Source organism: Streptomyces sp. A0592 (genome assembly GCF_004795115.1).
Lineage (GTDB): Bacteria > Actinomycetota > Actinomycetes > Streptomycetales > Streptomycetaceae > Streptomyces > Streptomyces erythrochromogenes.
Map to the genome: position 1 here is coordinate 109,026 of NZ_SSBM01000012.1, position 18,272 is coordinate 127,297.

10 protein-coding genes are annotated in these 18,272 nt (G+C 73.7%); all 10 read left to right on the forward strand.

The window, feature by feature from the left end; genetic code table 11:
- Positions 1-3 precede the first annotated feature (3 nt).
- The 10 genes from E6U81_RS19120 to E6U81_RS19165 all read left to right on the forward strand — a co-directional run bounded on the left by E6U81_RS19120 (position 4) and on the right by E6U81_RS19165 (position 18,246).
- Positions 4-750 (forward strand): alpha/beta fold hydrolase, encoded by a 747-nt coding sequence (locus E6U81_RS19120; protein ID WP_136231306.1) that lies wholly within the window; start codon positions 4-6, stop codon positions 748-750.
- Positions 751-790: 40 nt separating this feature from the next.
- Entirely contained in the window at positions 791-970 is a 180-nt protein-coding gene (locus tag E6U81_RS19125) for an MbtH family NRPS accessory protein (RefSeq protein WP_030657510.1), read from the forward strand.
- 1 nt (position 971) lies between these two features.
- The gene (locus tag E6U81_RS19130; protein ID WP_136231307.1) at positions 972-2,186 is read left to right on the forward strand and encodes a cytochrome P450; all 1,215 of its coding nucleotides are present in this window, start codon (positions 972-974) and stop codon (positions 2,184-2,186) included.
- A 15-nt stretch (positions 2,187-2,201) separates the two neighbouring features.
- Positions 2,202-6,140, forward strand: a complete 3,939-nt coding sequence (locus tag E6U81_RS19135; protein ID WP_136231308.1) for a non-ribosomal peptide synthetase — start codon at positions 2,202-2,204, stop codon at positions 6,138-6,140.
- Positions 6,140-6,784 carry a 4'-phosphopantetheinyl transferase family protein gene (locus tag E6U81_RS19140; RefSeq protein ID WP_136231309.1) on the forward strand — a complete coding sequence of 215 codons (645 nt, stop codon included), beginning with the start codon at positions 6,140-6,142 and terminating at the stop codon, positions 6,782-6,784. Before E6U81_RS19135 ends, E6U81_RS19140 begins: the two co-directional genes overlap by 1 nt.
- Positions 6,785-6,796: 12 nt before the next feature.
- Positions 6,797-7,828 (forward strand): winged helix DNA-binding domain-containing protein, encoded by a 1,032-nt coding sequence (locus E6U81_RS19145; RefSeq protein ID WP_136231310.1) that lies wholly within the window; start codon positions 6,797-6,799, stop codon positions 7,826-7,828.
- Positions 7,829-7,947: 119 nt separating this feature from the next.
- Positions 7,948-9,228 carry an MFS transporter gene (locus tag E6U81_RS19150; protein ID WP_136231311.1) on the forward strand — a complete coding sequence of 427 codons (1,281 nt, stop codon included), beginning with the start codon at positions 7,948-7,950 and terminating at the stop codon, positions 9,226-9,228.
- A 177-nt stretch (positions 9,229-9,405) separates the two neighbouring features.
- Complete coding sequence (locus E6U81_RS19155; RefSeq protein ID WP_136231312.1) at positions 9,406-13,491, forward strand: non-ribosomal peptide synthetase; 4,086 nt, start codon at positions 9,406-9,408, stop codon at positions 13,489-13,491.
- On the forward strand, positions 13,484-16,840 hold the full coding sequence (locus tag E6U81_RS19160) for a non-ribosomal peptide synthetase (RefSeq protein WP_136231313.1): 3,357 nt from the start codon (positions 13,484-13,486) through the stop codon (positions 16,838-16,840). The genes E6U81_RS19155 and E6U81_RS19160 overlap by 8 nt, the downstream gene beginning before the upstream one ends.
- Positions 16,840-18,246, forward strand: coding sequence for a condensation domain-containing protein (locus E6U81_RS19165; protein WP_136231314.1), 1,407 nt, complete (start codon positions 16,840-16,842; stop codon positions 18,244-18,246). Before E6U81_RS19160 ends, E6U81_RS19165 begins: the two co-directional genes overlap by 1 nt.
- Positions 18,247-18,272 lie beyond the last annotated feature (26 nt).

Here is an 18,272-nt window from a genome sequence, read left to right on the forward strand (position 1 = left end):
GCCATGGGTACCTGGATCTCCACCTGGACGGCGGACCCCGCCGACCCGGCCCTGCCCGTGCTGCTGTGCCTGCCCCCGGCCGGGGCCGGCTGCCAGCAGTTCCGTGCCTGGCAGCCCGCGCTGGAAGGCACCGCGCAGGTGCACGGCGTACAGCTGCCGGGACGGGAGAACCGCTGGCGCGAGCCCATGCCGGACACCTTCGACGAGGCCGTAGAGGCCATCGTGGCCGAACTGGTGTCCACCGTCGGGAGCCGGCCGCTGATCGTCTTCGGCCACAGCTTCGGCGGTCTCCTCGGCTACGAGGTCTCCCGCCGGGTCACCCCGCGCGCCCTCGTGATCAGCGGTTGCCGGGCCCCCGGCCACTGGACCGGAGCCGGCCGCGGCATCGTCGACGACGGGGAGGAGCTGGACAAGCTCTTCGACACGGCAGACCTCGACCCCCGCCTGCTCGACGAGGACACCCGGGCCCTGATGGTCGGGATGCTCCGCAAGGACGCCCAGCTGTCCCTGAGCTACGTCCACACGCCGGGCACCCGCCTCTCCGTACCCGTGCACGCCTGGGGCGCCGACGGCGACGAGACCGTCAGCGCGGCCGACCTGGACGGCTGGGCGGCGGTCACCACCGCCGGGTTCACCCGGCACACCACCACCGGCGGACACCACGCCGTACTGCGCCGCCCGCAGCCCGTACTCGACCACCTGAGCGCCCTGCTGCGGGGCGAGGGCGCCTCCCTCGCCCCGACCGCCTGACAGCCCGCCCGCACCCATCGGCCCGAGCCCGGAGGACACCGTGCCCACCACCCACCAGGTCCTCGTGAACCACGAGGGGCAGTACGCGCTGTACCCCGCCACGCGCGAGACGCCCGACGGCTGGACGCCGGCCGGCTTCGACGGCACCGAGGACGAATGCGCCGCCTTCGTCGACGCCCACTGGCCCGACATCCGCCCGCTCAGCCTGCGAGGAGCCTGAGATGGAGATCGACCTGCTCGACCCGGGCCCCTTCGGCCGCAACGACTTCTGGCCGACGTTCACCTGGCTGCGCGCCAACTCGCCGGTCCACTGGCACCCCGAACCCGGCAGCGACGACGGCGGCTTCTGGGCGCTCAGCCGGCACCGCGACATCATGAAGGCCTACGCCGACAGCGACACCTTCCTGTCGGCCCGCGGGATGCGGCTGGGCAGCGACCCCGCCGCCGTCGCCGCGGTCGCCCAGCGCATGCTCATCGTCTCCGACGTCCCGCACCACACCCGCCTCAAGCGGGCCCTCGGACAGGCCTTCGGCCCGCAGCAGATGCCGCGCCTGGAGGCCCTCGTCGAGCAGGTCGTCGCCGACCTGGTCACCGAGGCCGCCGAACGCGACGAACTGGACTTCATCGACCTCGCCAAACAACTGCCCAACCGGGTGGTCTGCGCCATCCTCGGCATCCCGCGCGCCGACTGGGCCTGGATCGGCGCCCTGACCACCGACGCCTTCGACTCCCCGGACGAAGCGGTCCGCAGCAGCGCCCACTCGGAAATCTTCCTCTACTTCATCGAACTGCTCGCCGAGCGCCGGGCCCGCCCCGGCGCCGACCTGGTCAGCCAGATCGCCCACGACACCCTCGTGGACGAGGGCGACGGCACCGAACGCCCCCTCAGCGACCACGAGATCGTCTTCAACCTCAACGGCGTCCTGTCCGGTGCCAACGAGACCACCCGCTACTCGGCGGCCGGCGCGGTCCACATGTTCGCCGAGCACCCCGACCAGTGGCGGCTGCTGCGGGCCCTCGGCCAGGACGGCATCGCCCCGGCGGTCGAGGAGATCCTGCGCTGGACCACGCCCGGGGTGCACGCCCTGCGCACCGCCGCCCGCGACACCGAGATCAACGGGATCCCCATCGCCGCGGGCGCCCGGGTGACGCTGTGGAACGTCTCGGCCAACCGGGACGAGGACGTCTTCGCCGACCCGCACTCCTTCCGGGTCGACCGCCGCCCCAACCGGCACGTCGCCTTCGGGCACGGCCGCCACCTCTGCCTGGGCGCCCGCCTCGCCCGCTTCGAACTCGGCGCCCTGCTCACCGAGATGCTCGCCGTACTGGACGGGTTCGAACTGACCGGTCCCGCCACCTTCAACTCGTCCAACTTCACCTGGGGGATCAACAGTCTCCCCGTGCGGCTGCTGCGCAGCCGAGCCTTCGCGAAGTAAGAAAGGGCCCGTACTGTGACCACCGCACTCGTCGACTCCAACCGTTCGGACGCCGCGTTCCCCACGACCGGGTACCCGGAACTCCTCGCCGGACAGGCCGCCCGCACCCCCACGGCCACGGCGCTCGCGCAGGGCGACCGCACCTGGACGTACGCCGAACTCCAGGCCGCCACCAACCGTCTGGCGCACGCGCTGATCGCCCGCGGCGCCGGTCCCGGGACCAGGATCGGCCTCTGCTACCCGCGCAGCGCCGAGTACGTCCTCGGCTCCCTGGCGATCCTCAAGACGGGCGCCGCGATCGTCGCCCTCGACCCGGTCAACCCCGACGACCGGCTCGCCGCGATGATCGCCGACGCCGATCCGCTGCTCGTGCTCACCCCGGCCGAACTCGCCCGCCGGATACCCGAGGACGTCCCGCGGGCCGAGGTCGCCACCGCCGGACAGGGCCACCCGGACACCGCGACCGCGTCCGTGACCGGGCCCGACACCGTCAGCCACCTCATCTACACGTCCGGCTCCACCGGCACCCCCAAGGCCGTCCTGGAGCGGCACGGCGCGCTCACCAACCTGGTCCACTGGACCACGCGCGCCTACGGGGTCCGCCCCGGCGACCGCGCCTCCTGGATGTCCACCCCCGGCTTCGCCGTGCAGATCATGGAGTGGCTCGCCTACCTGCCGGCCGGCGCCGCGATCCACATCCCCGAGGCGGGCCAGGCACAGACCCCCGAGCAGATCCGCGACTGGCTGGCCGGCGAGGGCATCACCCACACCATGCTGGTGGCCGCGCTGGCCGAGCCCGTGTGGGGCCTGCAGTGGCCCGCGGACACGGCGCTGCGGATCCTGGTGACCACGGCCGAGCGCGTCCACAGCTGGCCGCCCGTGGACACCCCCTTCCGCGTGGTGATGACGTACGGCACCACCGAGACCACCAACGTCCTGTCCTGCCTCGACCTCGGCGCCGGAACCGACTTCACCAGCCAGGCCACCTCCGAGGAGGTCCGCGCCACCCGGCAGGTCCCGGTCGGCGTGCCCATCGCCAACCTCCGCGTCCACCTCCTGGACGACGAAGGCCGCCCGGTCCCCGAGGGCGAGGTCGGCCGGCTGCACGTCTCCGGGGCCGGGGTCGCCGCCGGCTACCACGGCCGCCCCGAACTCACCGCCGCCAAGTTCCTCCCCAACTTCCTGCCCGACGACCCGCACCCGGTGCTCTACGACACCGGCGACCTCGCCCGCCGTCGCGAGGACGGCGCCGTCGAACTCCTCGGCCGCTCCGACTCCCAGGTCAAGATCCGCGGCTTCCGCGTCGAGCTCGGCGAGGTCGAGACGCACATCGCCCGCCTCGACGACATCGCCGAGGCCGTCGTCGTCACCCAGGAGCGCGGCCCCGGCGACAAGCGGCTCATCGCGTACGTGTCCCCGGCCGGCGGGGCCGAACCCGACTCGGCCGCCGTACGCGCCGAGGTCGCCCGGACCCTGCCCTACTACATGGTTCCCGCAGCCGTCGTCGTCCTGCCCGCCCTCCCGCGGCTGCCCAACGGCAAGGTCGACCGCCGCAGCCTGCCCGAGCCCCCCGAGGGCCGCGACGGCGTCGGCGCCGGCTACGAGGCTCCGCGCAACGAGGTCGAGGACGGCCTGAGCCGCCTGTGGGCCGACGCGTTCCGCACCGACGGCGTCGGCATCCACGACAACTTCTTCGAGCTGGGCGGCCATTCGCTGCTCGCCTTCCAGCTCATCGACGAGATCCGCCGCCGCTACGGGGTCGAGCTGAGCCTCTCCGACCTGTCCACCTGCCCCACCGTCGCCGAGCTCGCCACCCTCGTCACCACCGAACGCGCCGGCGGCCGCGCCTCCTTCGGCGGACTCCCCGCGATCGTCCCCGACCCGGCGGCCCGCTTCGAGCCCTTCCCGCTGACCGAGAGCCAGCAGGCCCTGTGGATCGGCCGCGGCGGACTCGTCGAACTCGGCAACGTCGGCTGCCACGGCTACTTCGAGTGGGAGAGCGAGAAGCTCGACGTACCCCGCTTCGAGGACGCCTGGCGCCGCCTCGTCGAACGCCACGACGCCCTGCGCACCCGGGTCCTGCCCGACGGCACCCAGCAGGTCTTCGAGGAGATCCCGGCGTACGACATCCCCGTCACCGACTTCGGCGGCCTCGACGAGGAGACCCGTACGGCCGAACTGGCCGACCTGCGCGAGAAGCTGTCCCACCAGGTCCTCGACGCCGACGCCTGGCCGCTGTTCGACGTGCGGATCAGCCTGCTCGGCGGCGGCCGGGCCCGGATCCACCTCTCACTGGACTTCCTCGTCGCCGACGCCTGGAGCTACTTCCAGGTCCTCATCCCCGACCTGGTCACCTACTACGTGGAACCGGACGCCGAACTCGCCCCGCTGGAGCTGACCTTCCGCGACTACGTGCTCGCCGTCGGCAACTCCCTGCGCGACAGCGAGATCTACCGCCGCTCCGAGTGGTACTGGCGCGACCGCCTCGCCACCCTCCCGCCCGCCCCCGAACTGCCCGCGCGCCCGGCCGACGCCGCCGAGCTGCCGGTCCGGTTCGAGCGGCGCAGCCACGTCGTCTCCCCGGAGCTGTGGACCCGCATCCAGGAGCGGGCGCACGCCCGCGAGGTCACCCCCTCCGGGGTACTGGCCGCCGCCTACGCCGAGATCCTCGGCCGGGCCTCCGGACAGGCCCGCTTCACCATCAACTTCCCGCTCTTCAACCGGCTTCCGCTGCACCCGCAGGTCAACGCCCTGCTCGCGGACACCACGACCACCCTGCTGCTCGCCGTCGAACAGCAGGACTCCACCTTCGCCGGACGCGCACAGGCCGTCCAGCGCCGCCTCTGGGCCGACCTGGAGCACCGCTACTTCAGCGGCGTGCAGGTCCTGCGCGAGCTGACCAAGCTGCGCGGCTCCCTCGCCCCTGCCATGCCCGTGGTGATGACCAGCCTGGCCGGCCACCCGCCGCAGTACGAGGAGACCGAGCTGGGCGCCCCGGTCTACGGCATCTCCCAGACCCCCCAGGTCTCCCTCGACTTCCAGGTCTTCGAGAAGCCCGAAGGACTCACCTTCAACTGGGACTACCTGCCCGCCGTCTACCCGGACGGCCTCATCGACTCCATGTTCGACGAGTTCACCGCCCTGCTGGAGGCCCTCGGCGAGGACGGCGTCTGGGAGCAGTACTCCCCGCCGCCCGGCGAGGAGGGCACCGACGCGGGCAGGGCCGAGGAGCGCGACACGGGCGACGCCTGGGAGCGCTACTGGGCCGGCATCAGCCGCACCGGCCGCGGCGGCGACGTCATCTGGGACGCCGACAGCGGCGAGGAGTTCCAGTGGCTCCTCGACCAGGCTCAGCGCCACTTCCGCGGCGACCTGCCGCTCATCGACCTCGGCTGCGGCAACGGCCGCTACAGCCGCGAACTCGCCCCGCACTACCCGTCGGTCATCGGCGTCGACGTCTCCGTCAGCGCCATCGACCACGCCAAGCGCGAGGCCGAGGGCGTGGCGAACGTCGACTACCTGGCGATCGACATGACCGACGCCGACCAGGCCGCGGCGCTGGGGGAGGGGCCCTACAACATCTTCGTCCGCGGTGTCTTCCACGTCCTGGACACCGAGGCCCGGGCCCGGCTCGCCGCGGTCGCCGACCGGCTGCTGGGCGACGAGGGCACGCTGATCGTGCACGAGCCCGACTACTCCAGCAACTCCTTCGGCTACCTGGGCTTCGTGGGCGGCAAGCGCGGCCGCGCCGAGGACCTGGTCGGCCCGCTGGAGGCGGCCGGCGTCCGGCACTCGCACCGCTTCACCCGGCCCGAACTCGCCGAGGCGTTCGGCGCCGACGGCTGGGAGATCGTCGAGGACGAGGCGATAGAACTGCACGCCATCGACCCCCAGTCGGACTCCGACGCACTGCGGCTGCCCGGCTACTACGCGGTGCTGCGCCGCAGGCGCTGATGGCCGGTCTCGCACTGGCCGGGCCGACCGGAGCGGTGCTGGCCGCGGCCGGTGACGTACGGGAGCTGCTGACCCGTACCGAACTGGACCGCGCCGGCGCCCTCCGGTCGGCCGCCGACCGGGACGACTTCCTGGCCGCGCACGCACTGGTCCGGCTCTGCGCCGGGCGGCTCCTGGGCCGCCCGGCGCAGAGCCTCACCGTCGTTCAGCGCTGCGGCTCCTGCGACCGGCCGCACGGCAGGCCGCGGCTCGTCGAGGCGCCCGGCACCGGCGTCAGCCTCGCGCACGCCCGGGGCTGGGTCGCGGCAGCCGCGGCCGGCGGCCCCGTCGGCGTGGACGTGGAGGCCGTCGACGGGGGAGAGGTGGACTGGCGGACGGCCGAGGCCGTCTGCACGGAGAAGGAACTGGCCGCCCTGCGGTCGGACACCCACCCGCGGCGCGCCTTCCTGCGCCAGTGGGTACGAAAGGAGTCCCTGGTCAAGGTCGGGGCGGGCACGCTGGATGAGCCGGCCCGCCTCGACGTTCCCGTGTACGGGCAGGAGCCGCCGCGCTGGCACGGCTGGCGGCTGCTGGACTGGGGCGGAGCGGAAGCCGTCGGATGCGTGGCGGCCCGCGAGGAGATGCGGCTGCGGCTGCTCGGCTGAAAGACTGGACACGTGGAACGACGTACGACCGAACGGCTGCTCAGGGCGCGCGCACAGGCGATCGGGGGCGAGGTCCGGGAGGACTCCGTCGCCGCCGTCCTGGACCGGGTGCTGGCCGTCCAGGCCCAGGACCTGCCCGCGGCGGAGCTCGGGCTGCGGGTACGGGCCCGCGGACTGACGCAGGAGGCGGTGCGCCGCGCCACCGACACCGAACGCACCGCCGTGCGCGGCTGGTTCATGCGCGGCACCCTCCAGCTGGTGCCCGCCGCCGACGCCCGCTGGCTGCTGAACCTCTTCGGCCCGGTCTACCTCGCGCTCGCCGCCCGGCGCCTGCGCGAACTCGGCCTGGACGAGGCCCTGTGCACGCGCTCGGAGCGCCTCATCACCGACGCGATCGCCGCGGAGGGCCCGCTGACCCGCGCCCGGCTCACCGACCGGCTCACCACCCTCGGCGTCGAACCGAAGGGGCAGTCCGCCTTCCACCTCATCCGCCGCGCTGCCCTGGCCGGCCGCATCTGCCACGGACCCCAGCAGGACGGCGACGCCACCTTCGTCCTCCTCGACGACTGGCTGCCCGCCACCGGGCCGCTGCCGTACACCGGGGAAGCGGCCGTACGGGAACTCGCCCGGCGCTACCGCGCGGCCCACGGGCCCTCCGACGCACTGGACTTCGTCCACTGGTCGGGGCTGAAGGCCACGGCGGGCAAGAACGCCTGGGCCGCCGTCCGGGAGACCGCTCCCGAGGAGCCGGCCGTCTCCGGCGAACCCGATGTACGGCTGCTGCCGGCCTACGACAACTACCTCGTCGGCTACCGCAGCCGGGACCTCTCGGTGCCCGCCGAGCACGAACGGCGGGTGTGGCCGGGCGGCGGGCAGATCCGTGCCACCGTGGTCGTCGACGGCCTGGCCGTCGGCACATGGTCGGGCGGCCGCCGGGGAACTCCGGTCAAGGTCGAACCGTTCCCCGGAACGGAGCCCCCGAGCCCCGCCGTGGCCGCCGGAATCGCCCGCGAGAGCGCCGACATTGCACGCTTCTCCAGCTGAACTCATCGCATGTCTACAAGCGTTCTATAGTCCCGGAATTCATAACCGGGCGCTAACTCGGGGTCCATAGCGTCAGTGCCGTCCGACAATTCCGTACCCAATCAGAAAAGGGCGTCGACATGGCACTCGGTCGGCATTCCGATTTCAATCGCCTGTGGTTCGGGCAGACCGTCAGCAACTTCGGCGACAAGATCTCCCTTCTCGCACTACCGACCCTCGCGGTCGTGGTGCTGGACGGCGGAGCCTTGGAGGTCGGCGTGCTCGGCGCGCTGCGCTTCCTCCCCTTCCTGCTGCTCGCCCCCATCGCAGGGCTGGTGGCCGACCGGGTATCGAGGCGCACCGTCATGATCGTGGCCGACCTGGGCCGCTTCCTGGCCCTGGCCACGATCCCGCTGGCGTTCGCGCTCGACTCCGTCACCATGACGCACATCTTCATCGTCGCCGGCGTCACCGGCTGCCTCACCACCTTCTTCGAGGTCTCGTACCAGTCCTGGCTGCCCCAGCTCATCGGCACCGAGAACCTCATCGAGGGCAATACCAAGCTGCAGATCAGCCGCAGCGTCGCCGAGGCGGTCGGCGCCGGCGCCGGTGGCGCACTCATCCAGCTGCTCGGCGCCGCACGCGCCATCACCGCCGACGCGTTCACCTTCCTCATCTCGCTCATCGCCCTGCTGATCATCCGTCACCGGGATGTGCGCGAGCGGACCGAGGAGCGGAAGGCCTCCGCGAAGGCGGAGATGAAGGAGGGCATGAAGACCCTCTTCGGCAACCCGGTCCTGCGCGGCCTGTTCACCGCCAACGTCGTGGTCAACCTCGGTGCCGCGATGGGTGACGCCATCCTGATCGTCTACGCGTACAAGGAGCTGAACCTCAGCCCCGGCCAGGTCGGTATCGCGTTCGCCGTCATGTCGGTCTTCGTCATCGTCGGCGCGGTGCTCTCCGAGGTCGTCTCCAAGAGCCTCTCGGTCGGCCGCCTGCTCGTGATCACCGCGGTCGTGCTCGGCGCCGGCTACATCCTCGTCCCGACGGGCGGCGCGGTCGGCGGCTTCGTCGGACTGATCGTGGTCCAGGCCATCATCGGTTTCGTCTCCCCGATGTTCGACATCCACGTCCTCAGCCTGGTGCAGGGTGTCACCCCGAACGAGCAGATGGGCCGCGTCAGTGGAACCGCGCTCTCCGCGGTGTACGGCGCCCTGTCCCTCGGCTACTTCGCCGGCGGTGCGCTCGGCGAGGCGATCGGTCTGACCGGCGGCCTCGCGGTGGCCGGCGCCGTCACCATCATCGGCGGCCTGACCCTGCTCAGCGGCCCGGTCGCCAAGATCAAGGAAATGCCCGGTGGCGGCGACGACGCCGCCGAGGAGGGATCTCCGGCGGCGGACGAGACCAGGATCACCGCCTGACGGTCCGGCCCGGCCCCACGGGAGCGGGTGCCCGCCCAGCGGCACCCGCTCCCGAGGCCCGCACCCCGCCCGCACGGGCGCACCCGCACGCCCGCACCTCGCACCCGCACGCCCGCGCCGCGCTCCCGCGGCGCGCCCTGCCGTACTCCCTCTCCCGAAGACGCACGGAGGCTCAAGGTGAGCGAGTCCCTCGCCGAACGCATAGCCGCACTGCCGAAGTCCCGCAGGGCACTGTTCCAGGCCCTGACGGGCCGCAACGGCGGGCGCGCCGCCGTACGGGAGGACCCTGAGCCGGCACCCCGTGACCCCGCCGACCCGCCGGTGCTCTCCTTCGCGCAGCGTCGGCTCTGGTTCATCGACCAGCTCCAGCCCGGCAGCCCCGCCTACAACGTGCCGGTGGCCACCCGCATCCGCGGCCCGCTCGACGTCCCCGCCCTGCACGCGGCGCTCCAGGACATCGTCGACCGCCACGAGGTCCTGCGCACCGTCTACACCTACCAGGAGGGCGCCTCCGAGGCCGTGCCCCGCGTGGTGGACGGCTTCCGGCTGCCCCTGCCGCTGACTCAGCTGCCCGACGAGGAATCCGTCCGGCCGTTCTACGACGCGGACGCCGGCGCCCCCTTCGACCTGGCCGGCGCCGTCCCGCTGCGGGCCCGCCTGGGCCGCCTCGGCGCCGAGGACCACGTCCTCGTGCTCAACCTGCACCACATCGTCACCGACGGCTGGTCGATGCGGATCCTCTACACCGAACTGGAGCGCGCCTACGCGGCCCGCACCGGGACCCCCGCCGACGCGAACGCCCCGCTCGCCCTTCAGTACGCCGACTTCGCCACCTGGCAGCGTCGCCGGGTCAGCGGCGACCGACTGGAGTCGCTCACCTCCTTCTGGCAGGAGGAGCTCGGCGGAGCCGCACCCGTGGACCTGCCCACCGACCGGCCCCGGCCCCCCGTCTTCGGGCACGCCGGAGCCTCCCGCTACATCGACCTCCCGCCCCACCTCATCGCCCGGCTCCGGGAGTTCGGCAAGTCCGAGGGCGCCACCCTCTACATGACGATGCTGGCCGGCTTCGCCGCCACCCTGCGCCGCTGGACCGGCCAGGAGGACATCGTCGTCGGGACGTCCGTCTCCGGCCGCGACCACCCCGCCTTCAGCGAGCTCATCGGCTTCTTCGTCAACACCCTGCCGCTGCGCATCAGAACCGGCGGGGACCCCGGGTTCGCCGAGTTGGTCCGGGCCACCCGCCACACCACCCTCCAGGCGTACGCGCACCAGGAACTGCCCTTCGACCTCATCGTCGACGCGCTCGGACTGCCCCGCGACCCGAGCCGGCCGCCCCTGACCTCCGTGATGTTCCTCCTCGACGAGACCCCCGACACCGCCCCCGGCCTCGCGGGCCTCGCCACCGAGCCCATCGACTTCTCCTCGCACGCCACCAAGTACGACCTCATGATCAGCGTCCACGACACCGGCACCGCGGTCCGCGCCCTCGTGGAGTACCCCACCGACCTGTTCGACGCCTCGACCGTGGACCGGCTGCTCGGCCACTTCCTCACCACCCTCGAAGGCGCCGTCGGCCGCCCCGACGCCCCGCTGTCCGCCCTGCCGCTCCTCACCGACGCCGAGCGGACCGCCGCCCTGGACGAGTGGAACGCCACCCGCGCCCCCTTCCCCCAGGATGCCTGCCTGCACCACCTCTTCGAGCAGCACGCGGACCGCCGGCCCGACGCGCCCGCCGTGGTCCTCGGCGGAGTCGGCGGCTGGAGCGTCACCTACCGGGAACTGGAGGAGCGCGCCAACCGGCTCGCCCACCGGCTCGCCGCGTCGGGTGCGGGCCCCGGCCGGACCGTGGCCCTGTGCCTGCGCCGCGGCCCCGGCCTGGTCACCGCGATCCTCGCCGTCCTCAAGGCCGGCGGGGCCTACGTACCCCTCGACCCGGACTACCCCGCCGAACGCCTCGCCCTGCTGCTGAAGGACTCCGCGCCGCCCATCGTCGTCTCCGACGCCGAACTCATCGGCAGGCTGCCCGTCCCCGACGGCACCGCACGGGTGCTCCTGGACACCGACCGGGCCGCGCTCGCCGAACTCCCCGCGACCCGGCCCGACGTGCCCGTCACCGCCCGGGACCTCGCCTACGTGATCTTCACCTCGGGCTCCACGGGCACCCCCAAGGGCATCGCCCTGGAACACCGCGGCGTCGTCAACAACCTCCTCGACCTCAACCGCTCCTACGGCATCGGCCCCGCGGACTCCGTACTCGCCCTGTCCTCGCCCAGCTTCGACATGAGCGTCTACGAGACGCTCGGCATCCTGTCGGCGGGCGGCACGCTCGTCCTGCCCGACCCCGCCGCCGCCAAGGACCCGGCACACTGGGCCGACCTCGTCGAGCGGCACGGCGTCACCGTCTGGAACTCCGCCCCCGCCCTCCTCGGCCTCCTCGTCGACCAGCTCGAACACGCCGGCGGGCCCCGACTGCCCAAGCTGCGCACCGCGTTCCTCGGCGGCGACTGGATCCCCGTCACCCAGCCCGACCGGATCCGCGCCTTCGCGCCGGAGCTGTCCTTCGCGGCACTCGGCGGGGCGACCGAGGCCTCCATCCACTCGGTGGAGTTCAGCGTCGGCCGGGTCGATCCGCAGTGGACGAAGCTTCCGTACGGGCGGCCCATGGCCAACCAGCTCACCTACATCCTCGACCCGCACGACCGCCTCGTCCCCGTCGGCGTCCCCGGCGAACTCCACCTCGGCGGGGTCGGACTGGCCCGCGGCTACCTGAACCGGCCCGAGCTCACCGAGGAGAAGTTCGTCCACGTCGAGCTTGCCCCGGGCCGCACCGAACGCCTCTACCGCACCGGCGACCTGGCCCGCTACGGCACGGACGGCACCATCGAGCTACTCGGCCGCACCGACTTCCGGATCAAGCTGAACGGGCTCCGCATCGAGCCCGGCGAGGTGGAGAGCGCGCTGCGCGACCGCCCCGGCGTCCGCGAGGCCGTCGTCGCCGCCCGGCGCTCCGCCGCCGGCTCGGACCGCCTCGTCGGCTACGTCGTCCCCGAGGACGGCGCCGACCTGGACACCGCCGCCCTGCGGACCGCGCTCGGCGCGGTCCTGCCCCCGCACTGCGTCCCCGCGGAACTGGTGCTGCTGGAGAGGCTGCCGCTGAGCCCCAACGGCAAGGTGGACCGGGGCGCCCTGCCCGACCCGCGCCCCGCCGCCCCGGCCCCGGACCGGCCCGCCGCCGCACCGGCCGGCGGTGATCCCGTCGCACTGCGGATCGCCGCCGTCTGGGCCGAGGTCCTCGGCGTGGCCGAAGTGGCCCCCGGCGACGACTTCTTCGCCCTGGGCGGGGACTCCTTCGCCGCCGTGCGCGCCGTCCGGGCCGTCGCGGCCGCCCTGCCCGACGGCGGGGCCGCCGCCCTGCGCGTCGTCGACCTCTTCAGCAACCCGACCCCGGCCGGCCTCGCCGCCCGCACCGCCGAACTCGGCGCCGCCGGAACGCAGGCACACGGGCTCCTGCACCGGCTCACCCCCGAACGCCCCGCCGGCACCGCCACGCTGACCCTGGTCTGCTTCCCGCACGGCGGCGGCGACGCCATCGCCTACCAGCCGCTGGCGGCCCAGCTCCCGCCGCACATCGAGCTCCTGGCCGTCTCCCCGCCCGGCCACGACCCGCTGCGCCCCGGCCCGATGCTGCCGGTCCCCGAGTTCGCGGAGCTCGCCGCCGGGGAGATCGCCCGCACCGTGCAGGGTCCGTACGCGGTCTACGGCCACTGCGCCGGAGTCGTCACCGCGCTGGAGACCACCCACGTCCTCGAACGCATGGGACAGCGGCCGATCGCCCTGGACCTCGCCGCCGCCCTCCCCGAGGAGGACCCGGAGTACGCCCTGGAGATGGAGCGCGTCTCCGGCGACGACGACCTCGTCGCCTACCTGACCACCATGGACGGCTTCGACGGGGTCCTCGACGACCGCGACCTCACCGCGGTCCTGCGGATGGTGCGGCACGACATGACCGAGGCCGCCCGCTTCTTCGCCCGTACCCCGGCCGGCTACGACCGGCCCCTGGCCACCCCGCTCACCTGCATCATCGGCGACGCCGACGACGCCACCGAGGGTTACGAGGACGGCTACCGCGCCTGGGGCCGGTACGCGGCCGACGTCCGGCTCGCCGTGATCCCCGGAGGCCGCCACTACTTCGCCAAGCACCTGCCCGACCGGCTCGCCGCCCTGCTCGCAGACCTGCACCGCAACGGAGGAAACCATGTCTGATCTCGCCGAACGGCTCGGCCGCCTGCCCCAGGGACAGCGCTCCCGGCTGCTGGGCAGGATGCGCAACCAGATGACGGCCGGCGTCGGCCGCCGCGTCGAACTGGGGCGCGCCGACCACGGACCGCGCTCCCGCTCCTCCTTCCAGCAGGAGCAGATGTGGTTCGTCGACAAGCTCGGCGCCGGCAAGGCCCGCAACAACATAGCCCTCTCCATAGCCCTGGGCGGACCCCTGGACCGGGCCGCCCTGCACGAGGCGCTCAACGCCGTCGTCGCCCGCCACCAGGTGCTCCACAGCAAACTCGTCGAGATCGACGGAGTCCCCTGGCAGGAGCCCGTCCCCTCCTTCGTGCTCGGCGTCCAGAGCACCGACCTGTCGGGCAGCGAGGACGCCGACCGCGAACTCGCCGAACTCACCGCGACCGCCGCCTCCGCCCCCTTCGACCTGGCCGCGGCCCCGCCCGTCCGCGCCCACCTCGTACGCCTCGCCGAGGACCGCCACGTCCTGCTCTGGGTCGTCCACCACATCGCCTGGGACCCGGGCTCGACCCGGATCTTCACCGAGGAACTGACCGCCAGCTACGCCGCGGCCGCCGCGGGCCAGCGCCCCGAGGCCCCCGCACTCGCCGTCGAGTACGCCGACTTCGCGGCCTGGCAGCGGGCGAAGCTGGAGAACGACGAGCACGGCCGGGCGCTCGCCGCCAAATGGCGCCAGATCCTCGCCGGCGCCGTCGCCACCGAGGTCATGCCCGACCACCCGCGCGGCCCCGAGACCCGCGGCGACGGCCGCGGCCTGAAGCTGACCCTCGACCAGAAGCTGCTGGACCGGCTCACCGAGCTCGCCGACGCGGGCAGCACCACCGTCTTCACCACCCTGCTGGCCGCCTTCAACGCGCTGCTGCGGCACTGGACCCGGACCGAGGACGTCGTCGTCGGCACGGCCAGCGCCTCCCGCCCGCACCCCGACCTGGAACAGGTCATCGGCTGCTTCGTCCAGATGATCACCCTGCGGACCGAGGTCACCGACGGACTCACCTTCCGCGAGCTCGTCACCCGCACCGCCGCCTCCGTGATGGACTCCTTCACCAGCAGCGAACTGCCCTTCGAGCAGGTCGTGGAGGCCGTCCGGCCGGTCCGCGACCCGCTGCGCCACCCGCTCTTCCAGATCGAGTTCACCTCGCTCGGCCGCTGGGGCACCCACCGGGCGCAGGCGGCGGACGTCGAGTTCACCATGGACCAACTGCACGACGGCGCAGCCAAGTTCGACATGAGCTTCCTCGTCGGCGAGAACGACGGCCTGGAACTCTCCCTCGAATACAACACCTCCCTCTACCGGCACGGCACGGCCAGCGCCCTCCTCGCCGCCTTCCGGCAGGTCCTGGAGCAGGTCGCCGAGAACCCCGACCTCCTGGTCGGCGACATCAGCCTGGTGGAGGAGCCGGCAGCCTCCCGGCACGCCCGCGAGCTGTCCCGCGGCGGTCCGGTCGACGAGACCGCCTGGACCACCACCCTCGACCGCGCCTTCCGCGAGCGGGCCACCATCCACCCCGACGCCGTCGCCGTCCGCCACGGCGCCACCCGGCTGGACTACGCCGCCCTCGACCGCTGGTCCGAGGCCATCGCCCACCGGCTGCGCGACCGCGGCGTAGGACACGGCGACCCGGTCGCCGTGTGCGTGGCCCGCGGCCCGGCCGCCGTCGCCGGAGTGCTCGGCGTCCTCAAGGCGGGCGCCCACTACATCCCCGTCGACCCGGCCGCCCCGGCCGAGCGCACCCGCACCGTCCTGGCCGACGCAAAGGTCCGCCACGCCCTCGTCGACGAGAGCGCGCAGCTGCCCGTACCGCTGGAACTGGTGAACACCGGGACCGCGGCCCCCGTCCGCGAGGTCCCCTCCCTCGCCGTCAGCTCCACCCCCGCCGACCTCGCCTACGTGCTGTACACCTCGGGCAGCAGCGGCACCCCCAAGGGCGTCATGATCGAGCACCGCTCGGTCACCCACTTCTCCCGCACCATCGCCAAGTCCTACGAGATCAAGGCCGAGGACCGGGTCCTGCAGTTCGCCCCCCTCACCTTCGACGTCTCCGTCTTCGAGATCTTCGCCACCCTGCTCGCCGGCGGCTCCCTCGTCATCGCCACCGACGACGAACGCCGCGACCCCGCCCTGCTCCAGGCCCGGATGCGCGAGGAGGCGGTCACCGTCGCCGAACTCCCGCCCGCGCTCCTGCCGCTGCTGGACCAGGCGGCCCTGCCCGACCTGCGCCTGGTCTCGGTCGGCGGCGAGGCCTTCCCGGGCCGGCTGGTCGCCGAATGGACCGCGGGGGAGCGCCGGTTCGTCAACGGCTACGGCCCGACCGAGGCCACCGTCGCTGTCACGCTGATGGACTGCACCGGCAGCTACGACCGCAACCCGCCCATCGGCCGCCCCATGCCGGGCCACCAGGCCTTCGTGCTCGACGAGCGGCTGCGGCCGGTCCCGCCCGGCGTCCCCGGCGAACTGTGCGTGGCCGGCCCCGGCGTGGCCCGCGGCTACCTGGGCCGCCCCGACCTCACCGCCGAGCGCTTCGCGGACAACCCCTACTCCGACGGCCCCGAGACCGCCCGCCTCTACCGCACCGGAGACCTCGTCCGCTGGCTGCCCGGCGGCAACCTGGACTTCCTCGGCCGTACCGACCGCCAGCTCAAGGTGCGCGGCCACCGGATCGAGCCGGGCGAGGTCGAGGCCGTCCTGACCGGGCACCCCTCGGTGCAGCAGGCCGTCGTGGTGGCCCAGCCCGCCGCGGGCGGCGAGCGCATGCTGGCCGCCTACGTCACCGTCGAGCAGGTCGGCTCCTACGCCTCGGAGGTCGCCGACGCCGAAGGCCTGCGCGCCTACACGGCCGTCCGGCTCCCCGGCTACATGGTCCCGGTCGTCGTCGTCCTGGACGAGCTGCCGCTGACCCCGCACGGCAAGGTCGACACCGCCGCGCTGCCGCTGCCCACCGAGCAGTCGGCACAGGGCGGGACCCCGCCGCGCGACGCCGTCGAGGAGCAGATCTGCCGCGACATCCTCACCCCGCTCCTGGAATGGCAGAACCCGGACGTGGAGGGCGACTTCTTCGCCCTCGGCGGCAGCTCCCTGCAGGCCACCATCGTGGTCTCCCGGGTCCGGGCCCTCTTCGGCATCGACATCGCCCTCGCCGACTTCTTCGGCCGCCCGACCGTCTCGGGCCTGGCCGAACTCGTCCGCGCGGCGAAGGCCGAGGCCGCCGGTGAACAGGACCGGCTGCTCGCGGTCTTCGAGCAGATCGAGAACATGAGCGACGAGGAGGCCGCCGCCCTCCTCGGCTCCCTCCAGCAGCCGGAGGGGCCCTGATGGCCGGACCGGCCGGGCTGGAGGGAGCGCTCGCCGCGCTCCCCGAGGCCAAGCGCGAGCTCGCCCGCCTGATGCTGGCCGCCCGCCGGCCCGTACCCGCACACCCGGCCCCGCGCTCCGGCGCGGGGCCGGTCCCGCCGACCGCCCTCCAGACCCGGCTGTGGCGCCGGGAGCGCACCCATCCGGCCGTCGCCACCGGCTCGCACGCCCTCCGCCTGACCGGCCCCCTCGACCCGCAGCGGCTGAACGAGGCCCTCACCGGGGTGCTGCGCCGCCACGAGGCGCTGCGCACCCGGCTGGTCCGCTCCACCGCCGACCAGCCGCGGCTGCACGTGGACGAGGAACCGGTCCTGCGGCTCACCCGGGCCGACCTGTCGGGCTTCACCCCGCAGGCCGCGGCGGAGCGGACCGTCCTGCAGCTCACCGAGAGCGCCTCCACCGTCCTGGACCTGGAGAGCGGCCGCACCAGCGCCTTCCGGCTGCTGCGGACCGGCCCCGACGAGCACGTCCTGATCCTCGCCTCCCACCTCGCGGTCTTCGACGGCTGGTCCTCCGGGGTCTTCCTCGCGGACCTCGCCGCCGGCTACCGCGAGGGCCCCGAGGGCCTCGCCCCGCCCGAACTCCAGTTCCCCGACTACGCCGACTGGCAGCACCGCTGGCTCGCCGGACCGGACGGCACCGCCGAACTCAGCCGCCGCCGGGCCGTGTTCGCCGCCGACCCGCCCGCTCCCCGGGCCCCCGGCGGCTTCGAGCGCGGACACCTGCCCGTACGGCTGGCCTGCGGCCCCGTCGACGCCGGGCTGGAACTGGGCGCGGCCGAGGGGGCCACCCCGTTCATGACCCTCCTCGCCGCGCTCGCCGTCGTCCTGGCCCGCCGGGACGGGCGTACCTCCGTGGTGATCGGCACCCCGGCCGCCGGCCGGTTCGCCGCACCGCTCGAAGGCGCCGTCGGGCAGTACACCACCGTCGTCCCGATCCGGCTCGACCTCGCGGGCGGGCCCACCTTCCGCGAGCTCCTGCACCGCACCCGCACCGCGGTGGCCGACGCCCTGGCCCACCAGCGCCTGCCCGTGGACGTGCTGTTCGGCGACGGCACGCCCCCGCCGTACAACGTCCTGTTCGCCCTCCACAACTACCCGGCCGTGCCGCTGGACCTGCCCGGCATCGAGGTCGGCCAGCTGCCCGGGCCGCCCGCCCGCCACCTGGAGCTCTACAGCCCCGACCCGGCCGCGGCCCTGGCCTGCGTCGGCCTGGTGGAGCGGGACGGCGAGATCGGCGGCACCGCCGAGTACAACCGGCACGCGGCCACGCCCGAGGACGTGGCGTGCCTGCTCACCGGCATCGAGGAGGTGCTGGACCGAGCGGTCGCCGCGCCCGCCTCCCCACTCACCACCACCCGGCACTGAGCGGGGCCGGGGCCCGCGGCCCCGGC